This is a genomic window from Acinetobacter sp. 1000160 (genome assembly GCF_000588715.1).
GTDB classification, from domain to species: Bacteria; Pseudomonadota; Gammaproteobacteria; order Pseudomonadales; family Moraxellaceae; genus Acinetobacter; species Acinetobacter courvalinii.
Genome location: NZ_JFWP02000004.1, coordinates 186,875 through 206,361, shown reverse-complemented (window position 1 = coordinate 206,361; position 19,487 = coordinate 186,875). Strand labels below are relative to the sequence as shown.

General features: G+C 35.3%; 18 protein-coding genes. 6 read left to right on the top strand and 12 right to left on the bottom strand.

Annotated elements, in window-relative coordinates:
• The first annotated feature begins 26 nt into the window (after positions 1 to 26).
• Positions 27 to 575 (top strand): sce7726 family protein, encoded by a 549-nt coding sequence (locus tag J699_RS0218705; protein ID WP_131224141.1) that lies wholly within the window; start codon positions 27 to 29, stop codon positions 573 to 575.
• Here J699_RS0218705 and J699_RS08870 read toward each other — a convergent pair.
• From J699_RS08870 to J699_RS08880, 3 genes are read right to left on the bottom strand one after another with little or no spacing between them, the layout of a single operon-like run.
• Positions 555 to 1,661, bottom strand: coding sequence for a beta family protein (locus J699_RS08870; protein ID WP_032868485.1), 1,107 nt, complete (start codon positions 1,659 to 1,661; stop codon positions 555 to 557). The two genes, J699_RS0218705 and J699_RS08870, sit on opposite strands and share 21 nt — an antisense overlap.
• The gene (locus tag J699_RS08875; protein ID WP_032868484.1) at positions 1,651 to 2,478 is read right to left on the bottom strand and encodes an ImmA/IrrE family metallo-endopeptidase; all 828 of its coding nucleotides are present in this window, start codon (positions 2,476 to 2,478) and stop codon (positions 1,651 to 1,653) included. The genes J699_RS08870 and J699_RS08875 overlap by 11 nt, the downstream gene beginning before the upstream one ends.
• Positions 2,475 to 3,155, bottom strand: coding sequence for a hypothetical protein (locus J699_RS08880; protein WP_050441681.1), 681 nt, complete (start codon positions 3,153 to 3,155; stop codon positions 2,475 to 2,477). Before J699_RS08880 ends, J699_RS08875 begins: the two co-directional genes overlap by 4 nt.
• A gap of 698 nt (positions 3,156 to 3,853) precedes the next feature.
• Here J699_RS08880 and J699_RS08885 point away from each other — a divergent pair.
• The 4 genes from J699_RS08885 to J699_RS08900 all read left to right on the top strand — a co-directional run bounded on the left by J699_RS08885 (position 3,854) and on the right by J699_RS08900 (position 8,898).
• A complete protein-coding gene (locus tag J699_RS08885; RefSeq protein ID WP_032868482.1) occupies positions 3,854 to 4,462 on the top strand; it encodes a hypothetical protein in 609 nt (202 codons plus the stop codon).
• Positions 4,463 to 4,487: 25 nt separating this feature from the next.
• Entirely contained in the window at positions 4,488 to 5,726 is a 1,239-nt protein-coding gene (locus J699_RS08890) for a tetratricopeptide repeat protein (protein ID WP_032868481.1), read from the top strand.
• A 572-nt stretch (positions 5,727 to 6,298) separates the two neighbouring features.
• Positions 6,299 to 8,059 (top strand): AAA family ATPase, encoded by a 1,761-nt coding sequence (locus J699_RS08895; RefSeq protein WP_032868480.1) that lies wholly within the window; start codon positions 6,299 to 6,301, stop codon positions 8,057 to 8,059.
• Positions 8,056 to 8,898, top strand: a complete 843-nt coding sequence (locus J699_RS08900) for an HNH endonuclease (RefSeq protein WP_032868479.1) — start codon at positions 8,056 to 8,058, stop codon at positions 8,896 to 8,898. Before J699_RS08895 ends, J699_RS08900 begins: the two co-directional genes overlap by 4 nt.
• A gap of 37 nt (positions 8,899 to 8,935) precedes the next feature.
• On the opposite strand, the gene J699_RS08905 is transcribed toward J699_RS08900, so the two are convergent.
• The 8 genes from J699_RS08905 to J699_RS08930 form a co-directional block, all read right to left on the bottom strand.
• Positions 8,936 to 9,352 carry a hypothetical protein gene (locus J699_RS08905; protein ID WP_032868478.1) on the bottom strand — a complete coding sequence of 139 codons (417 nt, stop codon included), beginning with the start codon at positions 9,350 to 9,352 and terminating at the stop codon, positions 8,936 to 8,938.
• Positions 9,349 to 11,508 carry a hypothetical protein gene (locus J699_RS08910; protein ID WP_228131922.1) on the bottom strand — a complete coding sequence of 720 codons (2,160 nt, stop codon included), beginning with the start codon at positions 11,506 to 11,508 and terminating at the stop codon, positions 9,349 to 9,351. The genes J699_RS08905 and J699_RS08910 overlap by 4 nt, the downstream gene beginning before the upstream one ends.
• Positions 11,505 to 13,058, bottom strand: a complete 1,554-nt coding sequence (locus tag J699_RS08915; protein WP_079281791.1) for a site-specific integrase — start codon at positions 13,056 to 13,058, stop codon at positions 11,505 to 11,507. Before J699_RS08915 ends, J699_RS08910 begins: the two co-directional genes overlap by 4 nt.
• Positions 13,055 to 13,987, bottom strand: coding sequence for a site-specific integrase (locus J699_RS0218690; protein WP_228131921.1), 933 nt, complete (start codon positions 13,985 to 13,987; stop codon positions 13,055 to 13,057). Before J699_RS0218690 ends, J699_RS08915 begins: the two co-directional genes overlap by 4 nt.
• A 76-nt stretch (positions 13,988 to 14,063) precedes the next feature.
• A complete protein-coding gene (locus tag J699_RS19805; protein WP_228131920.1) occupies positions 14,064 to 14,423 on the bottom strand; it encodes a hypothetical protein in 360 nt (119 codons plus the stop codon).
• Positions 14,424 to 14,570: 147 nt separating this feature from the next.
• On the bottom strand, positions 14,571 to 15,140 hold the full coding sequence (gene ssb, locus J699_RS08920; protein WP_032882828.1) for a single-stranded DNA-binding protein: 570 nt from the start codon (positions 15,138 to 15,140) through the stop codon (positions 14,571 to 14,573).
• A gap of 51 nt (positions 15,141 to 15,191) precedes the next feature.
• On the bottom strand, positions 15,192 to 16,553 hold the full coding sequence (locus J699_RS08925) for an MFS transporter (protein WP_032868476.1): 1,362 nt from the start codon (positions 16,551 to 16,553) through the stop codon (positions 15,192 to 15,194).
• A gap of 157 nt (positions 16,554 to 16,710) precedes the next feature.
• Positions 16,711 to 17,793: a DUF475 domain-containing protein gene (locus J699_RS08930; RefSeq protein ID WP_005227830.1), complete on the bottom strand. Its 1,083-nt coding sequence runs from the start codon at positions 17,791 to 17,793 to the stop codon at positions 16,711 to 16,713.
• 172 nt (positions 17,794 to 17,965) lie between these two features.
• On the opposite strand from J699_RS08930, the gene tenA reads away from it, so the two are divergent.
• Positions 17,966 to 18,646: a thiaminase II gene (tenA, locus tag J699_RS08935; RefSeq protein WP_032868475.1), complete on the top strand. Its 681-nt coding sequence runs from the start codon at positions 17,966 to 17,968 to the stop codon at positions 18,644 to 18,646.
• A 37-nt stretch (positions 18,647 to 18,683) separates the two neighbouring features.
• Here tenA and J699_RS08940 read toward each other — a convergent pair whose 3' ends face one another.
• Positions 18,684 to 19,415, bottom strand: a complete 732-nt coding sequence (locus tag J699_RS08940) for a hypothetical protein (RefSeq protein ID WP_032868474.1) — start codon at positions 19,413 to 19,415, stop codon at positions 18,684 to 18,686.
• Between the last annotated feature and the right edge of the window lie 72 nt (positions 19,416 to 19,487).

The window sequence follows — 19,487 nt, the reverse complement described above, 5'->3', positions numbered from 1 at the left end:
TTGCTTAGCTAAAAATTATGTTCGTTATGAATGATGCTGAGATCAGACTAGCATTGATCAATTGGCTAAACCAAAAAAAAATTACACCTCAAAAGATTCTGAATGAAGTTACCATTTCAGACGGTTTGGCTCGTCCCGATATTATTGCTATTTATAGCTATTCACATTGTTATGAAATCAAAGGAGATAACGATCAAATACAGCGTATAGCTAAACAATTCATTCATTATCAATCTTCATTTAAGAAAAATACACTTATAACAACTCAGAAGCATTTAAAAAAAGCGCTCGAGATTCTTCCTGATTTTTGGGGAATTATTGTAGTAATAAGTGAAAATCAAACAATAAAATTCAGGTACGTGAGAAAGTCATCTCATAACCCATTCTACCGTAAAGATATTGCTTCAAGGATTCTCTGGAAAGCCGAGATGCAACAACTTTTAGAGAATAAAGATATAAGTTTCCGATCAAATTCAACAAGAAATGATCTCATTCATCTCATCGACACTTCTTACACTTCATATGAGCTAGACCAATCAATTTGCCTTAGCTTATTAAACAGAAAAGTCTCTTAGCATATAAGTCATATGTAGACTAATGTTAGGCTTTAATATAGAAGATGCATTCACTTTGAGTCCCGTTGGCTGTTTTTCAAAGATATATTTATCACCGTAGGAATAGGATTTACCTCTATAGAATGCATTACTTACTATCTCATCAAGCAGAGGCTTGAATGGCGCAATTACACTTTTAGTCTTTCCACTTCTTGTCACATAAAGTTTATGATCATACGGATAAAAAATTTTCCCAGTCATATAAGATTGAATTTCCTCAATATATATATCTAAAAAGCTGGTTTCTGGACTAACACAAGTATAATCACCATAATCAAATAACACGTTCTTTTCTTTTAACTTTTTAAATACTAAAACTTCCTTTCTATCAACAATCTTATTTTTTTTTGTTTCAATGAGTTTAGTTATAACTTTAGGGATAGTTGACCCCGATACTATAATTCTTTCAAATTTACTTAAATCTAGATTATCTAGAAAATCTATGACCTGTTTGCTAGATGCCTCGATATCTTCTATAACCCTTAAATCAAAAATAAGAATAATTTTTTCAAAGACTGCTTCAAGATTTGCTACGCAATCCTCAAACTCATACTCAATGAACTCATAATCCTCAAAGGCTGACTCAGTCAATCTAAGAGCAACTTTATCTGTTAAAAACATACCTGCTTTTGCACTAGCTATCACGCAATCTAAATGCTCTGGTACTCGGTCATCAACACCACATACAGGTATCATTCCAAGAGGAGCAAACTCATCTATTACAGACTGATAGTTATATGTTTTTCCATCAATTTTCACTAAAGGATCAATATCATAATTATCAATAAAGATTTCATTTACAAAATTAAGCTTAGTAGCCAGATACTGTTTTTGAGCTGCAATTTTCTTTTTCAATGCGTCAGTTTTGAATTCAAGTAATTCTTCTGGAGAAAAAGAATCAATACCATCATTATGTGACTTTGAAGGAAGTTCATTTGGCAAGTCAAAAAATACACTCAATCTTTCCTTGAGTTCATCATGTAAGTAACTTAAAGCATAAACTTCATTCATTTTAAATTTTAAAAATGGAATATATTTAGAATTCATAGTCAATTTTGTATTCTGCTCTTAATTTTGAATAACTAGTCCAATCATTATTTTCAAATGATAGTCTCCCGGCAATAATACTTGGATGAACTTTGAATAACTTCGAATAGCTAGCCAAGTCTTCTAAATTTCTTGTAGTTTTAATAGTTCTCCAGATTGAGTTTGGGATCATTATTTCCCTTGCGAGTTTATTTGCTTGTTTTTCTAATTTATTTATATCTACGTCAGAGCTTTCTTCAAAATAGTCAACAATAGGCTCATCCAACTCTTCAAAATGCAATACGATATGGGATAATTCATGCAATAGAGTAAACCAAAAACTATCTAAATTTTTTAGTCTTAAGGACATAGCAACAACAGGCTTTTCATTAACTTTTAGAGAGACACCATCTACTTTAGTACCTTCCTTAGCACTTTCAAAAATTAAATATATGCCTTGCTCTAAAAGATGATTCTGTATGCCAGTCAAATTAGTTTCTTTGATAAAATTATCAAAAAATGCCCGTAGAAAATCTCTGTTTATACCAGCATAGGGCTTATCTAAAAAATCATCTAAAAATCTAGCTTTACCACTTACAGTTGAGACCCAAAAATCAATTAGATATTGATCAGCTGAATCTGTTTTCTTGAATAGACTCTTACTAGGGCTATTACGGTAGATATTGAAAAACTTATAATAATTTTCATCATTAATACCAATTTTCTTTTTAATATTATTTGGCATTTGAAAGTAATATGAATAAAAGTTTTCAAATTCATTAAAGATTTCAACACTATTAGATGAATGACAGCCAATTGACTCTAGTTCCAAGCTCATGCTACTGCTCCAATAATATTTGAAACTTCATGATCCGGTAATTCAAAGTACTTTAATGAAGGTTTGTCATTACTTTGAACATGTTGCATCTTTAATTTATTAATGTAATACCCTTCAGCTTGTATTAGCGAATGTAATGAAAAACGCCCAGAATTTTTATATTTCTTTGCGAGATAATTAAGTGATTTTAATAGTAGTAAGCTTCCTAGCCTTTTATATCTTTGATCTTCAATAGGAGTATAGCGATTCCATGGAGCAACTGCTAAATATTCAACATAAAAAATATTTTCTGAAGGATTCAAGAAACTATCTTTAGGGAAGTAAATTAAGCATGCGGCTTCTACCTTTGAATCGATTGTAAGATAAAACCATTCATTACAATCATCAGTTTTCAAATGATAAGTTTTATTTAGCCAATTCCAATGCCAATCCTGTGAATCAATCTTTTCTGCTAGTTCAATAGCATTTTTTTCAGGTAAAGTTTTTAGGAAAGCTAAAATTTCTGCGTGATATAGCTTCCATTCCTGATCACAAAAAAGAGACTTTTCGAAGCTATATCCATTAGAAATTTCGAGCAACTGTCCAGCTGGCAGAGATTCTGAGTAAATATTTAACTCATTAGGTGATTGAATTGGTATTCCATAGCTCTTCAATTGATCTAAAATAGTTTTTCCCATATCACCCCCTTTTTTTTATACATTATAGCAAATAAAATCAAAAAATTATGATAAAACCATATTAAAATATTTTTTAATATTTTATCAATCCCATATATTATTAAGCTACATTAATAAATAAAAATTATCTTGGTAAGGTGACTAACTCACACATACATATTGATTGCTACTTAACTATAATTCTATTGAAGTTAGAATCTTCAGATTGACTCACTACTGACTTAATTTTATCATGCACCTGCTGGCCTACATTGTCAGTCGGTTTTGACAGACCGTGCGTATAGCGTACCTGATTCATACTTTTTTAAGTATGCATTTATGTGCGAAACCCTCATGTTCCCCCTTTGCGGTAGAACGGGAGGGGGACGCTTCGTGCGTGCTGGTTCTATATGCCCAGTCTGTCAACCCCCTCTTTGTTCTACCACCATCATTTGACAGTGATTTGGTAGAACCTTTATTCGCATATAGGAATTTATCATGTCTCATTCATCTTTTCTCATCTGTGCTTCGCCACATGTTAAACCTCGTTATATCAGTCAATGGGGAATACAGAGCTAATTCTTATTTAGCTGCATTAAAACAACATTTTGAAATAGAACAATTTCATAAGGTGGATGGCTAAGTCACGCCTATAAAAAATACCTATTTTATCCCCTTATGATTGTGAAGTATTGCATTAAACATGTGTGGGAATAACTATGACTGAATTAACGAAACCAAAAATCATTCCAATCGAAAACTATCCAAAAAAATCCAAATTATTTTTAAAATGTGTGGTCTTGCCAATTGTGATTTTTCTCATTGTCGCTAAAAATTTTTCCTTTGGCGCTTTTGCCTATATCTTCTTTGGCTTTGACCTATTCTGGTTTGTGATCATTTACTACCTATATCAATACGGAAATACCTACTTTGATGGGATGACCGAACAACTGAAACGTCAGGGTGAAACCTTTAATTATCAAAATCGTGGAGTCTGGATTAACAGTCAGGATAAGACCATCATCCTGTTTGATCAACCTGATCAACGCCTAGTCAAATATCCTTTTGACTATATTACCTCTGTAGGCCATTACAATTTGGTCGAAGATCGCTTCAGAACCACAACTACCGTGATCAGTAACCCGATGATGGGAACACATATTAATCAGCGTGAACATCGAACACCAATGAAGCGTGAGTTCCAAGTCAATATTGGAACAAGAGATCAATTTAAACCTAACTATAGTCTTAAGGTACTATTTCCTTGGCGTAGTCCAAAAATGGCAAGTGAAATCCGCCAGTTACTATCGGCTGATCATTATCAATAACAACAATATATAGGATAAGAATCAGATGAAAAAATTAATGCTCAGTATTGCTATGACTACTAGTATGGTCTTAACCAGTTCAACGGTATGTGCTGAAACCAAAAAAGTGAACCTGTCAGCAGGGTTAAACTATGTTCTGTCTCAAGTAGCGACAAAGGGAGATAACAATCAAAGTAACCATAATATGGGGATGCTTTACTACATAGGTAAAAATGGCGTACCTATAGATCATAAAAAAGCTGCTGAATGGTTCTCCAAGTCTGCCGCCAATGGTTATGCTCCATCCCAGTACGCATTATCGGTCATGTATTTAAATGGAGATGGTGTGTCACAGGATGAAGAAAAAGGTGTAGCCTTATTGCAAAGTGCTGCTCGGCAGGGACAACCTGAAGCGGTCAAGTTATACAATACTTTGCAGACTAAAGCACAGCAGCTCAATGCTGTTCAAACGCCATCAGTACAAACAGCCACAACAGCCATTAAATATTATGATACATCCAAGCTTGAACCTAAAAACTTTAAGCAGGTGGTACTTCCTAACCTAAGTACAGATACCGTTGCTCGAAGTTTTTATAAAGTGACATCATCTAGAGAAAGACAAAAAGATGATTACTGGGGGAGTGGCAAATACTATTATGTCAATAAGCCAAGTGACTTGGATGATCTCACAGATGCTGTAATCAGTATCGCGCCTATTTTTACTTACCAGAATATGCAGGGGGAAGCCCGTTATTTAGTCCCTGTCGAAGTAACTTTAGCAATTGAAGACAGGATAGAAACTTCACATGCTACACGAGGCACTTTGGAGTTATATCTCTTTAAAAAATTGGACAATGGACAATTCCAAATGATTTCAAAAACAGCCCAAGGGGGAGTTGAAAGTATTGAGGGATATGGTCGAACCTCATGGAACGCCCAAGAATTTAGAAAGAATTTACAAGCTTTTGGAGAGAATACGCTAGGAAGCTATACCATTGATGGTTATTATGGCAATGGTTATGGGGAAAGCGTATGGTCACTTCTTCTATTAAATGAAGAAGGATATATTGTTGAACAAATGTTCGAAGAAGGAAAAGTTTCAGAACAACCAGTGTACGGCTATTCTTCAGCAATCCAAGTCAACAAAAATGGACAACCATTTTATCCATTCCAGATACATTATCGGGGAACGGATATGAACGACAATAATCGGATGGTTAAAGTTAATAAAATTGTATCTTATCAGTATGACAGTAAGAGTAAGTTTTATTTGAAGCTGAAATAATACTCTTAAATTAGAATAGCTATATTGATGTCTATCCTCCTTTTTCTAGGTATTAGGAATTGGGGGACACATAAGAATAGGGAAATATCAGTGAATATTAAACCAATCAGAAATGATGCTGATCTTACTAACTCTTTTATTCGCTTAGAAAGTATCTTTACGGACGATCAAGGCACACTTGAAGCTGATGAAATGGAAGTTTAATTGCACTTATTAAAGCTTATAAGGATAAATATTACCCAATCAAATTTAGATCCTAAAGTGGTGTTGGCTAAAGCATTCCAAGGCTCAACAATACGACTAATGTAGGAAGAACTAGATTATTTTTTATTTGTATTTATCGTGCAGTTTGCACTAACTCGTTAAGATTAAAAGTGGATTAAATAATGCATGAATTCCTATAAACAAGCGAACAAAGGGATACCAGTTGAGCAGATTCAAAGCATTAGTGGCTTAGTTATACTACTAAATTTTGTTGACAGAATTACTTAGAAAACATGACTTTTAAAAAAAAAGTAAAGTATTGATTTATGAAATAAAAATACTATAATAAATAAAAATAGGAAATTACTATGTATTATTTTTTTAAAGATATAAAGCTATCAATTGAAGAAGAAAATCAAATTCTTAATGAAAGTTTAACAGTTCTAAAAGATCAATTTTTTTTAGTTACTCTGACGGCTACAGACTGGGATGATTATGGTTTTAAAACCGATTTTACTGTTTGGATCAACAACTTAAAGACTGGTATAAAGTGTGGATTAGGCACATTAAAAATTGGCTATAAAAATCAACAAGAAGGATGGACAATTGAAGACTCCCGAATAAAAAATAAAATTTTAAATTCTCTAGATGATGATTTTTTTTCAATGTTTTCTTCAGAGGATTCATACAATACAATTTGGGAGTACTTTACAGATGAATATGAAACATTATCCAATAGAAATTTAATTGAACCGATCAACAATGAAACTTTCATCAGATCAAATGTAAATTCTCTTTTTAATGGGCTAAATGAAATTGCTTATAAAGAAACTTTAAAAGATGATGAAAATATAGTAAAAGATCAAGATGTTTTTAAGCATTCTTTTCTAAGAAGTACATCATATACTTCAATATTATATGATTACAGCGACTCTGCTAAAAAAAATGAAGGCATTACAAATTTTTTTGTCAAAATAAGCAATATAGAGTTTAAATCAATATTGAATTCAAGACCAAGTACAAACATACATGCTATTATCGGAAGCAATGGTAATGGAAAAAGTTATATCTTAGATAAAATTATTGAAGATTATTTAGTAAATTCTGAGAAAAATAAAAAAATTAGAAAGTTAATTCTCGTATCTTTTAGCCCATTTGATAAGTTAAGTTCATATAAAAAATTCTTAACAAATGATAATTTCGATAGAAAAATAAACTATATTGGGTTAAAGGAATTTTATATTAATGCTTCATCACCCGAGCGCTTAATTATTGAACAAGTAAAAAATAATGAACATTTAGAGAATGAATTTTACACTAATTTTTCACTTGCATTAAAAAAAGATAGAGAATTATTACACAAAATATTCTCTGAAATAAGTAAATCACATCCAATATCTTTATTTAAGGAAGTTGATTTAGATAGTATTCTAAATTTAGATAAAAATGAGGATTATATAAATTTTATACTTGAATATGAATCTAAAAAAACAAATGAAGATAACAACAAAGATATTATTTACAAAAATAAAGATGAGTTAGAAAGTGATTATATAAACTCAAAAATAGGCTCTGAGGAATTTAAAATTGAAACTATTGAAAAATTTAGAAAACTTAGTTCTGGCTATCAAATGATAATTTATACACTCTCTAGCTTAATTGCGCACCTAGAAAAGGGGAATTTAGTATTATACGATGAACCTGAAGTTTATCTGCATCCCCCCTTACTTCTGACCTATATTAAACTCTTAAGAAGCATTTTTATTGAAAAAAATGGTATGGGAATTTTTGCTACTCACTCACCTATTCTTCTCCAAGAACTACCGAAAAATTGTGTAAAAATTATTAAAGGAATTAAAAACAATAAGAGAATTGTCTATTCTTCGTGCCCTGTTGAAACTTATGGATCTAGTATAACCACTATTAATAATGAAATATTTAAATTAGAAAATATTAATACAGGCTATTATAATGACATACTAGAAAATTGCAAAAATATTGAAGGTGAGTTTAAAAATACAATTGATAATGAGGAAAAAATTGATAAAGTTATAGCACTATATAACGATAGTATTGGAGATGAAGGCTTAGCTATTATTTATAATTTTTTTTACACGGATGAAGAATGATAAATTTAACTCCCCCTGACTTTTCTTTTATTGAAATTTTAAAGGCTTGCCAAGATAATGATAATAGAGTTCATGAAAACACATTTATTATTCCACGTGTAAATAAAAAAATACAGGAACTTGGTAAACTATATGATAAATATGCTCAAGAAAATAATTTAAACTCATGCGAATTAGCTCATTTTCACCTTGATGAGGATATTGACTATTTGCAAAGACTTTATACATATAGGCTCCAAAAAAAGGAAGAGGGTCGAGTTTATTATGAAAAAATAATTGATGATATAAGTGAGTTTTGCCCTTATTGTAATCATGGAGCCATCTCTCAAGTAGATCACTTTTTACCAAAAAGTTTATATGACAGTTTTACAATTTATCCAAATAACTTAGTCCCAATATGTGCAGTATGCAATGGCGTAAAAGATGATTATTATGGTTTAGAACTCACTAACAACTTACTCCACCCCTATTTTGATGATTTAAATCATTCTCAATGGTTATTCTCAAATTTGAGACCAAATCCTCAAAGAAGATTAATTGTAGAGTATATTTGCCAACCAAATCCACAATTTTACAATCCCAATGAAATTGCTAGATTAATAAATAATTTTAACAAATTAAAATTAAATAACAGATTTAAAGCCATCGCACGCTCCCAAAGTAGACAGATTAAATCCAATCTAACAAAAGTAATATCTTTCAATAGTAATTCCGTTAAAAAAAGATACATAAAAAGAGTAATTAACAAGGGTATTAGTGATCATGGCCCTAATCATTGGAACGTTGCACTATATCAAGCTTTTTATTCATATACAGGTGACTTACAAGATTTTATATGAAATTAAAAATAGCTTTAAAATTAAAATTTTTTAATCTCTATTTTTTTGTAAGCGGTCTGTCTAGAGTTGCTAAATCAACATTCGGCATTTGAGATAAATTATATTGCCATCGCCTATACTGATCAGCCCATAAAGTTTCTCGTTCTTCAAGTAACTTTTTCAAATGTGAAACTTGGTTTCTTAAATCTTCATTCTCTTTAATAAGCATATCAATCGTTACATCTCCCATTGAAGATATAATCATCGATTTTGCTTCTCTGAGAGTCTTTTTCCGAAGATTAAACGCTTGTTTTACAGGTTCATAGCTCATTAAAGTGAATTTAGATATAGATGACTTATTCAATGTTTTAGCTACCGAAACTGCAAAAAGATCCCAGGTTAACTTACCCGACCATTTATTCAGAATATTCTCGATAACTTTCATTTCTTTTACATCAATTAACTTAGGTTTCATAAACCACCTTGCAATAATGCCAAGAACAAATTCTTTGAATCACTCACTATTTGTTCAGACATTGGGTTCTTGCCATCTACCGTATTAATTAAGTTTTGTTCACCCAACGCAATTTTTGTTAGGCTAACATCCAACTCTTCTGGGATACGAAGTATCAAACCATCAGGAAACTGATCATCTTCTAGACACTTCAATAGCGTCTTAATAATAGCGAGCTTTTTACCATGGTAAATTAACCAAGCATTTGCGCCATGAAAACCTTCTTTCGTTGCAACAGCAGCTCGATTAAGTTCATTTTGCACAACATCTTCCAGTTTTTTGAGATGTTCAACATTTTTCGGAATTCCTTTAACACAAGCATGTTCTTTACAACTGATACATTCACCTGCTTTGGTACAGGGTGTCATTGTCCAGTCATGCTCACAGTATCCATAACCTGAAACTTGTACTGTACCTATTCGGTCTCTATGACCTAACATTTCAAAAGTAACAGGTACATTAACCTTCACGGCCTCTAAAGCTTTTGTACCATCTAAGCTTTCTAAACCTAAAGTTAAAAGTTTTTTGGACTCTTGCTTTAACTCGCTTATTGGTCTTAAATCATAAGCACGATTATCTTCAACTCGCGAACGTCCAGCAAACATAGCAAGATCTAATGAATCCATTTCGCCACGTTCCGCCATTGTAGATAACCATACTCGAATCTGATGCGAGGTTATAACTAACTCTTTACCGTCTTCATTTTTAATTCCTAACTCGCTAAAAAGTGAATTGCTGCCCGGCAATCTCTGATGTATTGCCCCTAATGCATCATTAAGTAAATTTAGATTTGGGGATTCAAAACTATACTCTTTAGGTGAAAAGTCATTATGGAACTCATTTTCTCGAACTAAACATAATAAGTCATAAACTGGTTTATCAATTTCAGCTATATTCGGCCATTTGGGAAACTTCTTTTTATATTTTTCAACCGTGAATTCAGCTAAATCTCTGTAAGTAATCACCGATTTATTCGCTATTAACTTTCCAATCCACTTTTGTTGATAATATTTTTTAATAATATCTGTACTAGTAGAAAATCTATCTTGATCTATAAATACATCCTTTAAATTAAATGCAGCAGCGAATTCTGCAAGATTTAAAGGGGAATCTTCAGGATGGTCTTTAGAGGTTATACAGCCTTCATGCCTATAAAATTCATCAGGATGATCTATAGCCCATTTAGCAGCTTTCCGTGCTGATAAACCAATTTCAATTAATCTATTAATTGCTTCTCGAGCGGTGGAAGCAATTGAGGGATGAACAGGTTTTGGGATTAAGCCACCACCTTTCTCAGCTTTCCAACGAATATAATGTATTATATTTTCTTGATCTTCAAACTTACCAGTTTTTTCATTTTTTACTTCTTTAATATCTCTTTCTTCAAACCAACAATCAGTCGTTAAAAAACTTAATTCTCCACCTCTACTAGGTGCACACATCAATAATACAGCTTGAGCAGAGTAAAATTTTTGATAATCTGTTTTCGCTAAAGAAAATGTATCTGCCAAAGCCATTATTTCGTATGTAGTTAATAATCTTTCAGCTTGCCACTTTCTATCCTCAACTGAGGTGCCTTGTGCTCGATTACCCGGTCTTTTCCATGGGTTTTTCCATGATGGAATCTTTAAATTTATTTTAAATTTTTTTAGATCATCAAGGAATTGCTCTATCATTTGACCATAACGATATCTTGATGATTCTGAACTTCTTTCAAAGATTAGCTCTGTCATCTTATGAATAACTAAACCGTCAACTAATAATATGTCAGCTTTTGAGTAAACTTGAAGTAATGAATCATGACAGGCTTTTAAAACCATCATCATATTGCCTGGATTAGTTGCTTTCCAAGTTTGATTATCACGTACATATGCTTTTGCAAAATCAATAAAAGGGCTTTCCATAGGCTTACCAGTTTTTTTACCCGCAGGAGCTAAACTTGTAAATTCCATTGCCTGTGATCTTCCATTATCTAGATAATGCTTCCAGTTAGAACTAGCAAATCCTCCTTGATCTTCATATATCTTTAACTGATTCTTTGCTCTTTCGATGAAATCTACCAAGTTATTTTTACAATCTAATTCATGTTTTGGCGTAAAAGCAATTATCTGGTTCATGCAATCGACTCAACTTGATTGTATTTGTCACATGCATCCATAATTGCTTTTATATGAGCAACTTGAAGATCATAAGACTTCAAAACTAATTCACTTGCACCTTCTCGCTTACGCTGTTCTAATTCTTCTATAAACTCTAAAAAGAGTTCATCCCATGGCGCATAAACTAAAGGTTGGAATTGATTACATAACAAACAAGCTTTCATTCCTGCTTGACATGATGGTGAGCCACCACAATTACCTAATTGATTTCCACTGGATTTAAAAATACGACTACTAGGATCAGATGCTCGTAAAGCTTCACTTTCATTCTTAATAATTCGACCTTCAAACTGCATAGCTAAGAGTGTCATAGCATCGTTCATTTTATCAAAAATTCGTAAAGCTAATTCACCTGTATGAGCTGTATAAACTTTTAGTTGTTGGGTATCTGAATGGTCTAAAAGATATGCCATTTGTACTCCAGTAATACCGTGCCTAGATAAGTTCGTTGCTCGAGTACGTCTACATCTAATAGGGGTAAAGTGAATATAATCACCTGTCCGTTCAGAAACCGCTTCACATTTTCTACTTATCACTTGACTCATATAATTTGCATCAGCGGAAGACATATGGAAAAAGTCTGGTGTTTGATTTAAAATAGCTTTAAAGTCATGGATTTTCTTGCAATCATAAAACTTACTAAAATTCATAAAAATAGGAAGTTGCACCAACTCAGACTCTTTTAACTCTATTAAATGCTCTAATGCCTTTTTACGAACTATTTCAGTCAAATTTTTTAAAACTAGATAAATATCTTCGGTAATTCGAAGAGACCTAAATTCTTCTCTAAACATTCCATTCCTTTGCTTAGCTCTAGGAATATTTATTTTGTAAATTACTTCATTACCATTGTTCTGGGTTGATAAATCACAAAGACGCAATGCTCTAATTTGACTAGGTCTACGAGCAGTTGCATAGATTGAATAAAACCAAGCAAACTCTTCGAGAGTAAGATTTTCTTTTTGAAAGGCGTTCCCGGCCCACACCAATAATGACTGTTGTTCTGTTAATGAATAAGGGCCTGTATAAGGGCAGTGATGTAATACGGCTTTACCTTTTACATTTCCACTCAATACTAAGCGATCTAACGTGTGTTCTAGGTTTTTTTCAAGGCCATTAAAGTTCCATTCAATCCAGCACCTAAGTAATGCACGGATTGTCCCGAGTTTATACTCATTTTCTTTATTTAAAGTAGCTTTTAAAGCAAGAATTAAACTTGAAGTTATTATTCCTCCTTTATATATTTCTGATGATAAAAGATATTGCTTGAAATACATAAAGCAGTTGAATGTATGATGGGAAGAAACTTCCTCAGCCAATCTAGCTATTGATAATTTAAATCCTTCATAAACCATTGGATTTAAATCAATATTTATTAGATTCCAATTAATAGTTCTATTTTGATCAAGAATCCATATGTCATTATTTATTTGAAACTCATACCCTGCTTTAGTAAACCTTGGTAAAATTTGTTCAGGCTTATCAGAAAATCTAATTTTAGTTGTCATTTTTTCATTCCTTTCTTAATATTCTGATCAATTTTTTCTAACTCTATCTTTAATAATTTTTCAGCTTTTTCTTTAGTATGACGTAGATTGTAAACCTCAGCCGACTTTTCACTTTTATGACCATTGAGATACATTCTTTGTTCTATTTCCTTTTTCTCTGAAATAACATCATGCATACGCCCCTCATCGTTAGCTTGTTTGTTTTCTTGGTCTATAACTCTTGATAACTTATTATTAAAATTATGCCGAAAACCATGCCTAGTGATTTGTCTATTAACTAAAATTCCATTATTTTTAATAAATCGAGTTAACTCCTCATTTATTGAAGCTTTCTCAACAATTCTAGAAAATTGTATAGAAGACAAAGGAGAACCTTTAGTTATTCCTTTATAAGAAACAAACAGAAAACCATGCTTCTGCGTATTCGGAATAAAACGTCTTTCTTTTAAAATATAATCTCGTATTTGATCTCTTAAATCTTCAGAAATAGGTATATCTCTCTCAAGAGTTTTAGCATTCGGTTCATCTTTTCTGAATGTATCTTCAGGATCATCATGTCGAGTCCGAACCATAATCTCACTTTGAGAAAAGTCAATATCAGATATTTTTAGCTGCAAGACCTCACCAGCCCTTAAACCAGTATCATAGAGAATTTTAAAAAGTAAATAATTTCTTTGTCTTACTGATAATGTATATGGATTATAATCATTTAAAGGCTCAACAATTTCCATTAGGTATTCAAAAACCTCTGGTGGGGGAGATTTTCTATTCGGGTCATTTGTATTATTTTTTGCACGTCCACCTTTTTTTCTATGTTTAAGTATTGAAATTTTTGTATTCTCAATAACGTCTAAGTAAGTTGAATAATTAGCTCGTTCTCTTAATATATTTTTAGCAACGAATTCAAAATATGCAGCAAAGGTGGTCAATCTATTTGAAAATTGAGCCTTTCCAACAACTGGATCTGGGATCTTATAATTTGGAAAAGAAATCTTTAAAGCTATATCATCTCTTTTTTTCGAGTTTTGAAGTAAATTTTTTTTTCCTAGCAGTTATGGTCTGTAATTTACAATAATCTGCTAATTTTTGAAGTTCCATATCATTGTAAAATTTATCATAAGTTGTATTTTTCTTGTTATATGAAAAATTTAAAATTCTTTCAGAAACCCTTTCTCCAATATGTATTTCCCAAATATAAATATGAACTAAATGATTCAAAATTGCCTTCTGAGTAGAATGTTTTTCAAAACGTAAATTCGTAGTTAAATATAAAGTAGTCCAAAAATCAGGAATATTTTTACTATCAACAAGTAAGCCAAATCTTTCTCCATTTTTAGCTATGTAATTTTTCCGGTATAGGCTCACTGAGTTTTCTATCTTTAAATACAATTTTTTTATTGTATAAAGTTATTTTATTTAGATGCAACATTTTCTTTGTAAAAAAAAAGAAAGAACTTAATATAAATCAAGTTCTTTCTAGAAAATAAATACAATAATTAAATATTGTACAAGTTAGAACGGTAAGTCGTCGTCTAGATCCGCAGGTGCTGCAGCGGGTTGCGGTGCTGCTTTTGGTGTATTAAAACCATTACCTGCTTGAGGGCTGCCCGCATAATTACCTTGGTTGCCGCCGTTAAAGCCGCCATTCTGGTTGTTATTGTTATAACCCGTGTTCTGGTAGCCACTACCTTGATTATTATTATTAAAGCGTGGTTGATTAAAATCGCCGCCGCTTTGCTCGCCTTGCTGACGCGTATCCAGCATTTGCATCTGGTCGCCACGGATTTCTGTGCTATAACGTTCCTGACCATTCTGGTCGGTCCATTGACGGGTACGTAATGAACCTTCGATATAGACTTTTGAGCCTTTACGCAGATATTGCTGAGCAATTTCACCTAAACGGTTATGCAATACAATACGATGCCATTCCGTTTGCTCTTTACGTTCACCTGTACTCTTGTCCATCCACGACTCACTCGTTGCAATCGAGAACTGAGTAAGCGCCCCGCCATTCGGGAAGGTTTTTGTTTCTGGATCTCGTCCTAAAGTACCTACTAAAATAACTTTATTCACACCACGCATTAGCTGTCTTCATCCTATATATTTATATGTTTCACTTTATAAGAGTTATGATCAAATGGCTACCTCTTTGCCAATCAAGTGCGTTAAATCTTGTCGTCCAGCATCATCAATGCACTGTTTATCGACTTTAATATAAGCAACTTGTTGCTCAGGCATCACCACGACTTCTTCAATACCACGAATTGCCAAAAGTTTTGAAGTCCATTCGTCTGTTTGTACCGTCTGAGGTAAAGGCAATACAATTGAGGACAGATATCTTGGCTGTGCCAACCCAAAACTAATCAGCAGCCATATTATAGCAATCCCGGTCAGCACACTCCACCCAAGCGCAGTATTCTGCATCATCAAAAGTTGCCCGCCCAAGGTACCGCCAAAGAAAGCGCCGAGGAACTGGCTGCTGGCATTGACCCCCATCGCAGTCGCTTTCGACTGGATTGGCGCAGCCTTGGACAACCATGACGGCAATAAGGCTTCCATCACGTTAAATGCAATAAAGAACAGGCCTAAGCCGGCCAGTAACACGTATTTTGATTCATAGCCAAAAATCAGGATCAACAGGCCGCCAATAATCCCTGTAATGGCAGTGAGAAAAATGCCGCGCATCTTGCGATATTTTTCCGCAATGATAATGCTTGGAAACGCAAAGAATAGACTGATCACTAAGAGCGGCAAATAGACGAATCCGTGCTTCGCCAATGGAATTTGTGCGTATTCAATCAACTGTGAAGGCACATAGATAAACATGGCGGTCAGCAACAAATGCAACGCAAACACCGAGACGTGCAAGCGATTCAATTCACCCATCTGGATGACTTGCTTGAGCTGATTCAGATAGCCCTGCTGGTAGTTTCGATGATGACGGGTCACTTTAGGCACCAACAGCAACATTAAAATGGCCGCCAGCCCCATAATCGTGGTCACAAAGAATAGCCCCGAAATACCGACCAGACTGGTCAGCCACGGCCCCAAACTAAATGCCACCACAAAAGACAGGCCAATACTCATGCCCATCGCAGCCATGGCTTTGGTGCGTTGTTCTTCTCGGGTCACATCTGCCAGTAATGCCATCACCACCGCTGAAACGGCACCGGCACCGGCAATGGCACGACCGATAATCACGCCATAAATGGTGTCCGACAAACCCGCAATTGCCCCACCGATTGCAAATAGCAACAGTCCAAGCACCACCAGCGGTTTACGGCTAAAACGGTCTGCCAGCAAACTAAATGGAATCTGTAAAATTGCCTGGGTTAAGCCATATACCCCGACTGCAAGACCAATCAGGGCTGGCGTGGCGTATTGATAGGATTGTCCTGCCACTGAAAAGACAGGAATAATCATGAACAAGCCCAACATGCGTAAGGCAAAAATGCTACTTAAGGCAAAGGTTGAACGGCGTTCTAAAGCATTCATTGTTGATAAGACACTATAACGGGCTCAGCGAATTATAAGCCATTCGCCTGCAAAGGTTGTAAGTTAGATCATGAAAATCACAATCTTTCTTCAGGGAAAAATAAAGGAGCGAATATCGCTCCTTTATTTAACATAGCTGTTCAAGCTGAAAACAAGCTTAAGAAGCCTGTTGTTCCCGCTTGCTGTACTGAATCGAAGCAATCACCGCCCAGACAATAAAGGCCACCCCGATCAGGCCAGTCACCACTTCAGGTACATGTAAGCCGGTACCGCTGGCAATCATGATAAAGGCCAAGGCACCAATCGCATAATGTGCGCCATGCTCCAGGAAGATATAAGCATCCAGAGTACCTTTCTCGACCAGATAAATAGTCATCGAACGGACAAAGATCGCACCGATCGCCAGACCGAGCATGATGACCACCACATCGCTGGTAATCGCAAAGGCACCAATCACACCATCAAAACTGAATGAGGCATCCAGCACTTCCAGATAAAGGAAACCACCAAAACCGGCTTTGACCACACCCGCAGCAGCACCATTTGAATCATGGGTGACAGCATTCCCCTCATCATCAATTTCAGGTTCGCCACCCAATAAATGACTCAACACCTGAACACCGATGTACACCACAATCCCCCAGATTCCCGCCATGGTGACCGCTAGACGCACCGATTCTTCCACGTTAGCTGCCATGATGATCATTGCAATCAGGGCAAGGAAAACCGACATCGCAGGTACGCTGGCCAAATGCGCCAGTTTGGCTTCTAACCATTTAAACCAATGGGTTTCTTTGCCATCGTCAAAGAAGAAATTCAAGAACACCATCAATAGGAATGTACCACCAAAGGCTGAAATTTCCGCATGATGGGCCATTAAACGTTCGGAATAGGTTTTTGGGTCATTCAGGGCCAGTTTTGCCACTTCAATCATGCCCATATCTGCCGTCACGGCCACGATGACCACAGGGAAAATCAAACGCATACCGAATACGGCAATCAGAATCCCTACGGTTAAGAAAATCATCTTCCAGAAATGATCCCAACCACGTAGCACCGAGGCATTTACAACCGCATTATCAAACGATAAAGAGACTTCCATCACCGCCAGAATCGCAGTAATGGTCAAGGCTTTCAGCATGGTGGTTACACCTGCTTCAGGCCCGTGCGTATAGCCCCAGTAGGCCGATAGTGCAAGACACACCACCGTAAAGAAAATTGAGAAACGAAAATGCTTCATGAGCAGCCTTTTATTCAAATAGTCGGGTGATAAAAATGTGTCTATTGTAGGCGAGTTTGCGTTGAAATAGACAAAAGATTGTTGCACTTATTTTGAAGAAAATTTTATCTCCGGCAGACTCTGTTATAGTGCTGACAGCATTATTTAGCATGTTTTTTAATAGGTTCAATCCATGACGTTTTCTCAAGATGTATGGCAACGTAATCAAGACTTATATCAAAAAATATTAGCCTTGCCTTTTAATCAGGAACTTGCAGCAGGGACATTAGATCGCAAGGTATTTTGTCATTATGTGATTCAAGATGCGCATTACTTACTGGCCTATGGTCGGGCATTGGCTGTGGCTGCGGCAAAAGCCTATGATGCCGATGATGTGATTCAGTTTTCTGAAGCCGCAAAAATCGCCATTATTGTAGAACGCAGTTTGCATAATGATTTTATGCAGGAGTTTGATGTCAGCAAGGCCGAGTTTGAAAATACACCACTGACTCTGGCCTGCCATCATTACACGTCTTTCCTGACGGCAACGGCGTGGTCTGAAAGCTATCCTGTCATTTTGGCGGCACTACTGCCATGTTTCTGGATTTATGCCGAAGTGGGCAAAGATATTATCAGCCAGTCTGTTGACAATAATCCTTATCAGGCCTGGATCGACACCTATGCGGGCGAAGAATTTAACACGGCCGTACGGAATGTGATTGCGACCATAGATAAAGTCGCTGCTCGCTGTGATGCGGACACCCTAGCCAAAATGCATGCCGCCTATACCATGGGGGCAAAACTGGAGTGGTTATTCTGGGACAGTGCTTATCAGCAACGCCAGTGGTTAGGTCTGGATCAGATAAATCCATAACCAAGGAGGCATGTGCCTCCTTCTTTTATGAGCAAAGTTAGTTTCTACGCCATTTGCCCCAGTTCAGAAAAATAGCGGCCCCCAGCAGGGTCAGGAAAATCAGGAATTTTGCTTCAAATCGGGCAATACTGAATTGCTGACGATGACTTTGCCCCTGCAACGATGGCTCAAGCTGTTGGGAATCCAGCGGATGAATGTCCAGCGCCAATAATTGCGGTGTTTTTTGCGCCTCGCCAATCACCACATAGGCCGCTTTAATTTCGAAGTCCTGTGGGTTGGTTATCCCAAAACTGATTTTGGCAGGTGTGCTGGAGTTATATTCTGGAATCCAGTCCATAATCTGGCCATATACACGAACATTATCGGTTGTGCCCAAGACCGGGTCTTGTATCTTTTTCCCGGTTTGCTCCTCAATCTCATCCACCAGATCTTCAAATTCATGAAAGGAATAGTTCTGGCGGACTGGTAAATGATTTGCGACCAGATTCACCCGCTCTGTCGGGTTGGCAGGATGCGCCTTATTAATCACGCCTTCACCCTTAACCACAAAATCGGCCTGGCTATTATTTGAAGCAGATTTGGGCACACCGACCAGATAAAAGGCAGTCCAGAGCTGTGCGCCCGGATTCAGGTTTTTCATCTGCAACTCATACACTTCATCGTGATTTAAATTAAAGACCTGATCAAACCCAATGATTATTGTTTCCTGTGCCATGAGACTTAAACTCAGACACATGCCCCACCCCAGTACCATCAGTTTTCTTAACATTATTATTGCTCATGTGTTCTATGTTATTCATTTTAATTTATTTATTTGATAAACCAGAAGATAATTCCTGAC

Coding starts and splice junctions, on each gene's coding strand:
- J699_RS0218705 (WP_131224141.1), top strand. CDS start 27: ATGAATGATGCTGAGATCAGACTAGCATTGATCAATTGGCTAAACCAA.
- J699_RS08870 (WP_032868485.1), bottom strand. CDS start 1,661: ATGAATTCTAAATATATTCCATTTTTAAAATTTAAAATGAATGAAGTT.
- J699_RS08875 (WP_032868484.1), bottom strand. CDS start 2,478: ATGAGCTTGGAACTAGAGTCAATTGGCTGTCATTCATCTAATAGTGTT.
- J699_RS08880 (WP_050441681.1), bottom strand. CDS start 3,155: ATGGGAAAAACTATTTTAGATCAATTGAAGAGCTATGGAATACCAATT.
- J699_RS08885 (WP_032868482.1), top strand. CDS start 3,854: ATGACTGAATTAACGAAACCAAAAATCATTCCAATCGAAAACTATCCA.
- J699_RS08890 (WP_032868481.1), top strand. CDS start 4,488: ATGAAAAAATTAATGCTCAGTATTGCTATGACTACTAGTATGGTCTTA.
- J699_RS08895 (WP_032868480.1), top strand. CDS start 6,299: ATGTATTATTTTTTTAAAGATATAAAGCTATCAATTGAAGAAGAAAAT.
- J699_RS08900 (WP_032868479.1), top strand. CDS start 8,056: ATGATAAATTTAACTCCCCCTGACTTTTCTTTTATTGAAATTTTAAAG.
- J699_RS08905 (WP_032868478.1), bottom strand. CDS start 9,352: ATGAAACCTAAGTTAATTGATGTAAAAGAAATGAAAGTTATCGAGAAT.
- J699_RS08910 (WP_228131922.1), bottom strand. CDS start 11,508: ATGAACCAGATAATTGCTTTTACGCCAAAACATGAATTAGATTGTAAA.
- J699_RS08915 (WP_079281791.1), bottom strand. CDS start 13,058: ATGACAACTAAAATTAGATTTTCTGATAAGCCTGAACAAATTTTACCA.
- ssb (WP_032882828.1), bottom strand. CDS start 15,140: ATGCGTGGTGTGAATAAAGTTATTTTAGTAGGTACTTTAGGACGAGAT.
- J699_RS08925 (WP_032868476.1), bottom strand. CDS start 16,553: ATGAATGCTTTAGAACGCCGTTCAACCTTTGCCTTAAGTAGCATTTTT.
- J699_RS08930 (WP_005227830.1), bottom strand. CDS start 17,793: ATGAAGCATTTTCGTTTCTCAATTTTCTTTACGGTGGTGTGTCTTGCA.
- tenA (WP_032868475.1), top strand. CDS start 17,966: ATGACGTTTTCTCAAGATGTATGGCAACGTAATCAAGACTTATATCAA.
- J699_RS08940 (WP_032868474.1), bottom strand. CDS start 19,415: ATGTTAAGAAAACTGATGGTACTGGGGTGGGGCATGTGTCTGAGTTTA.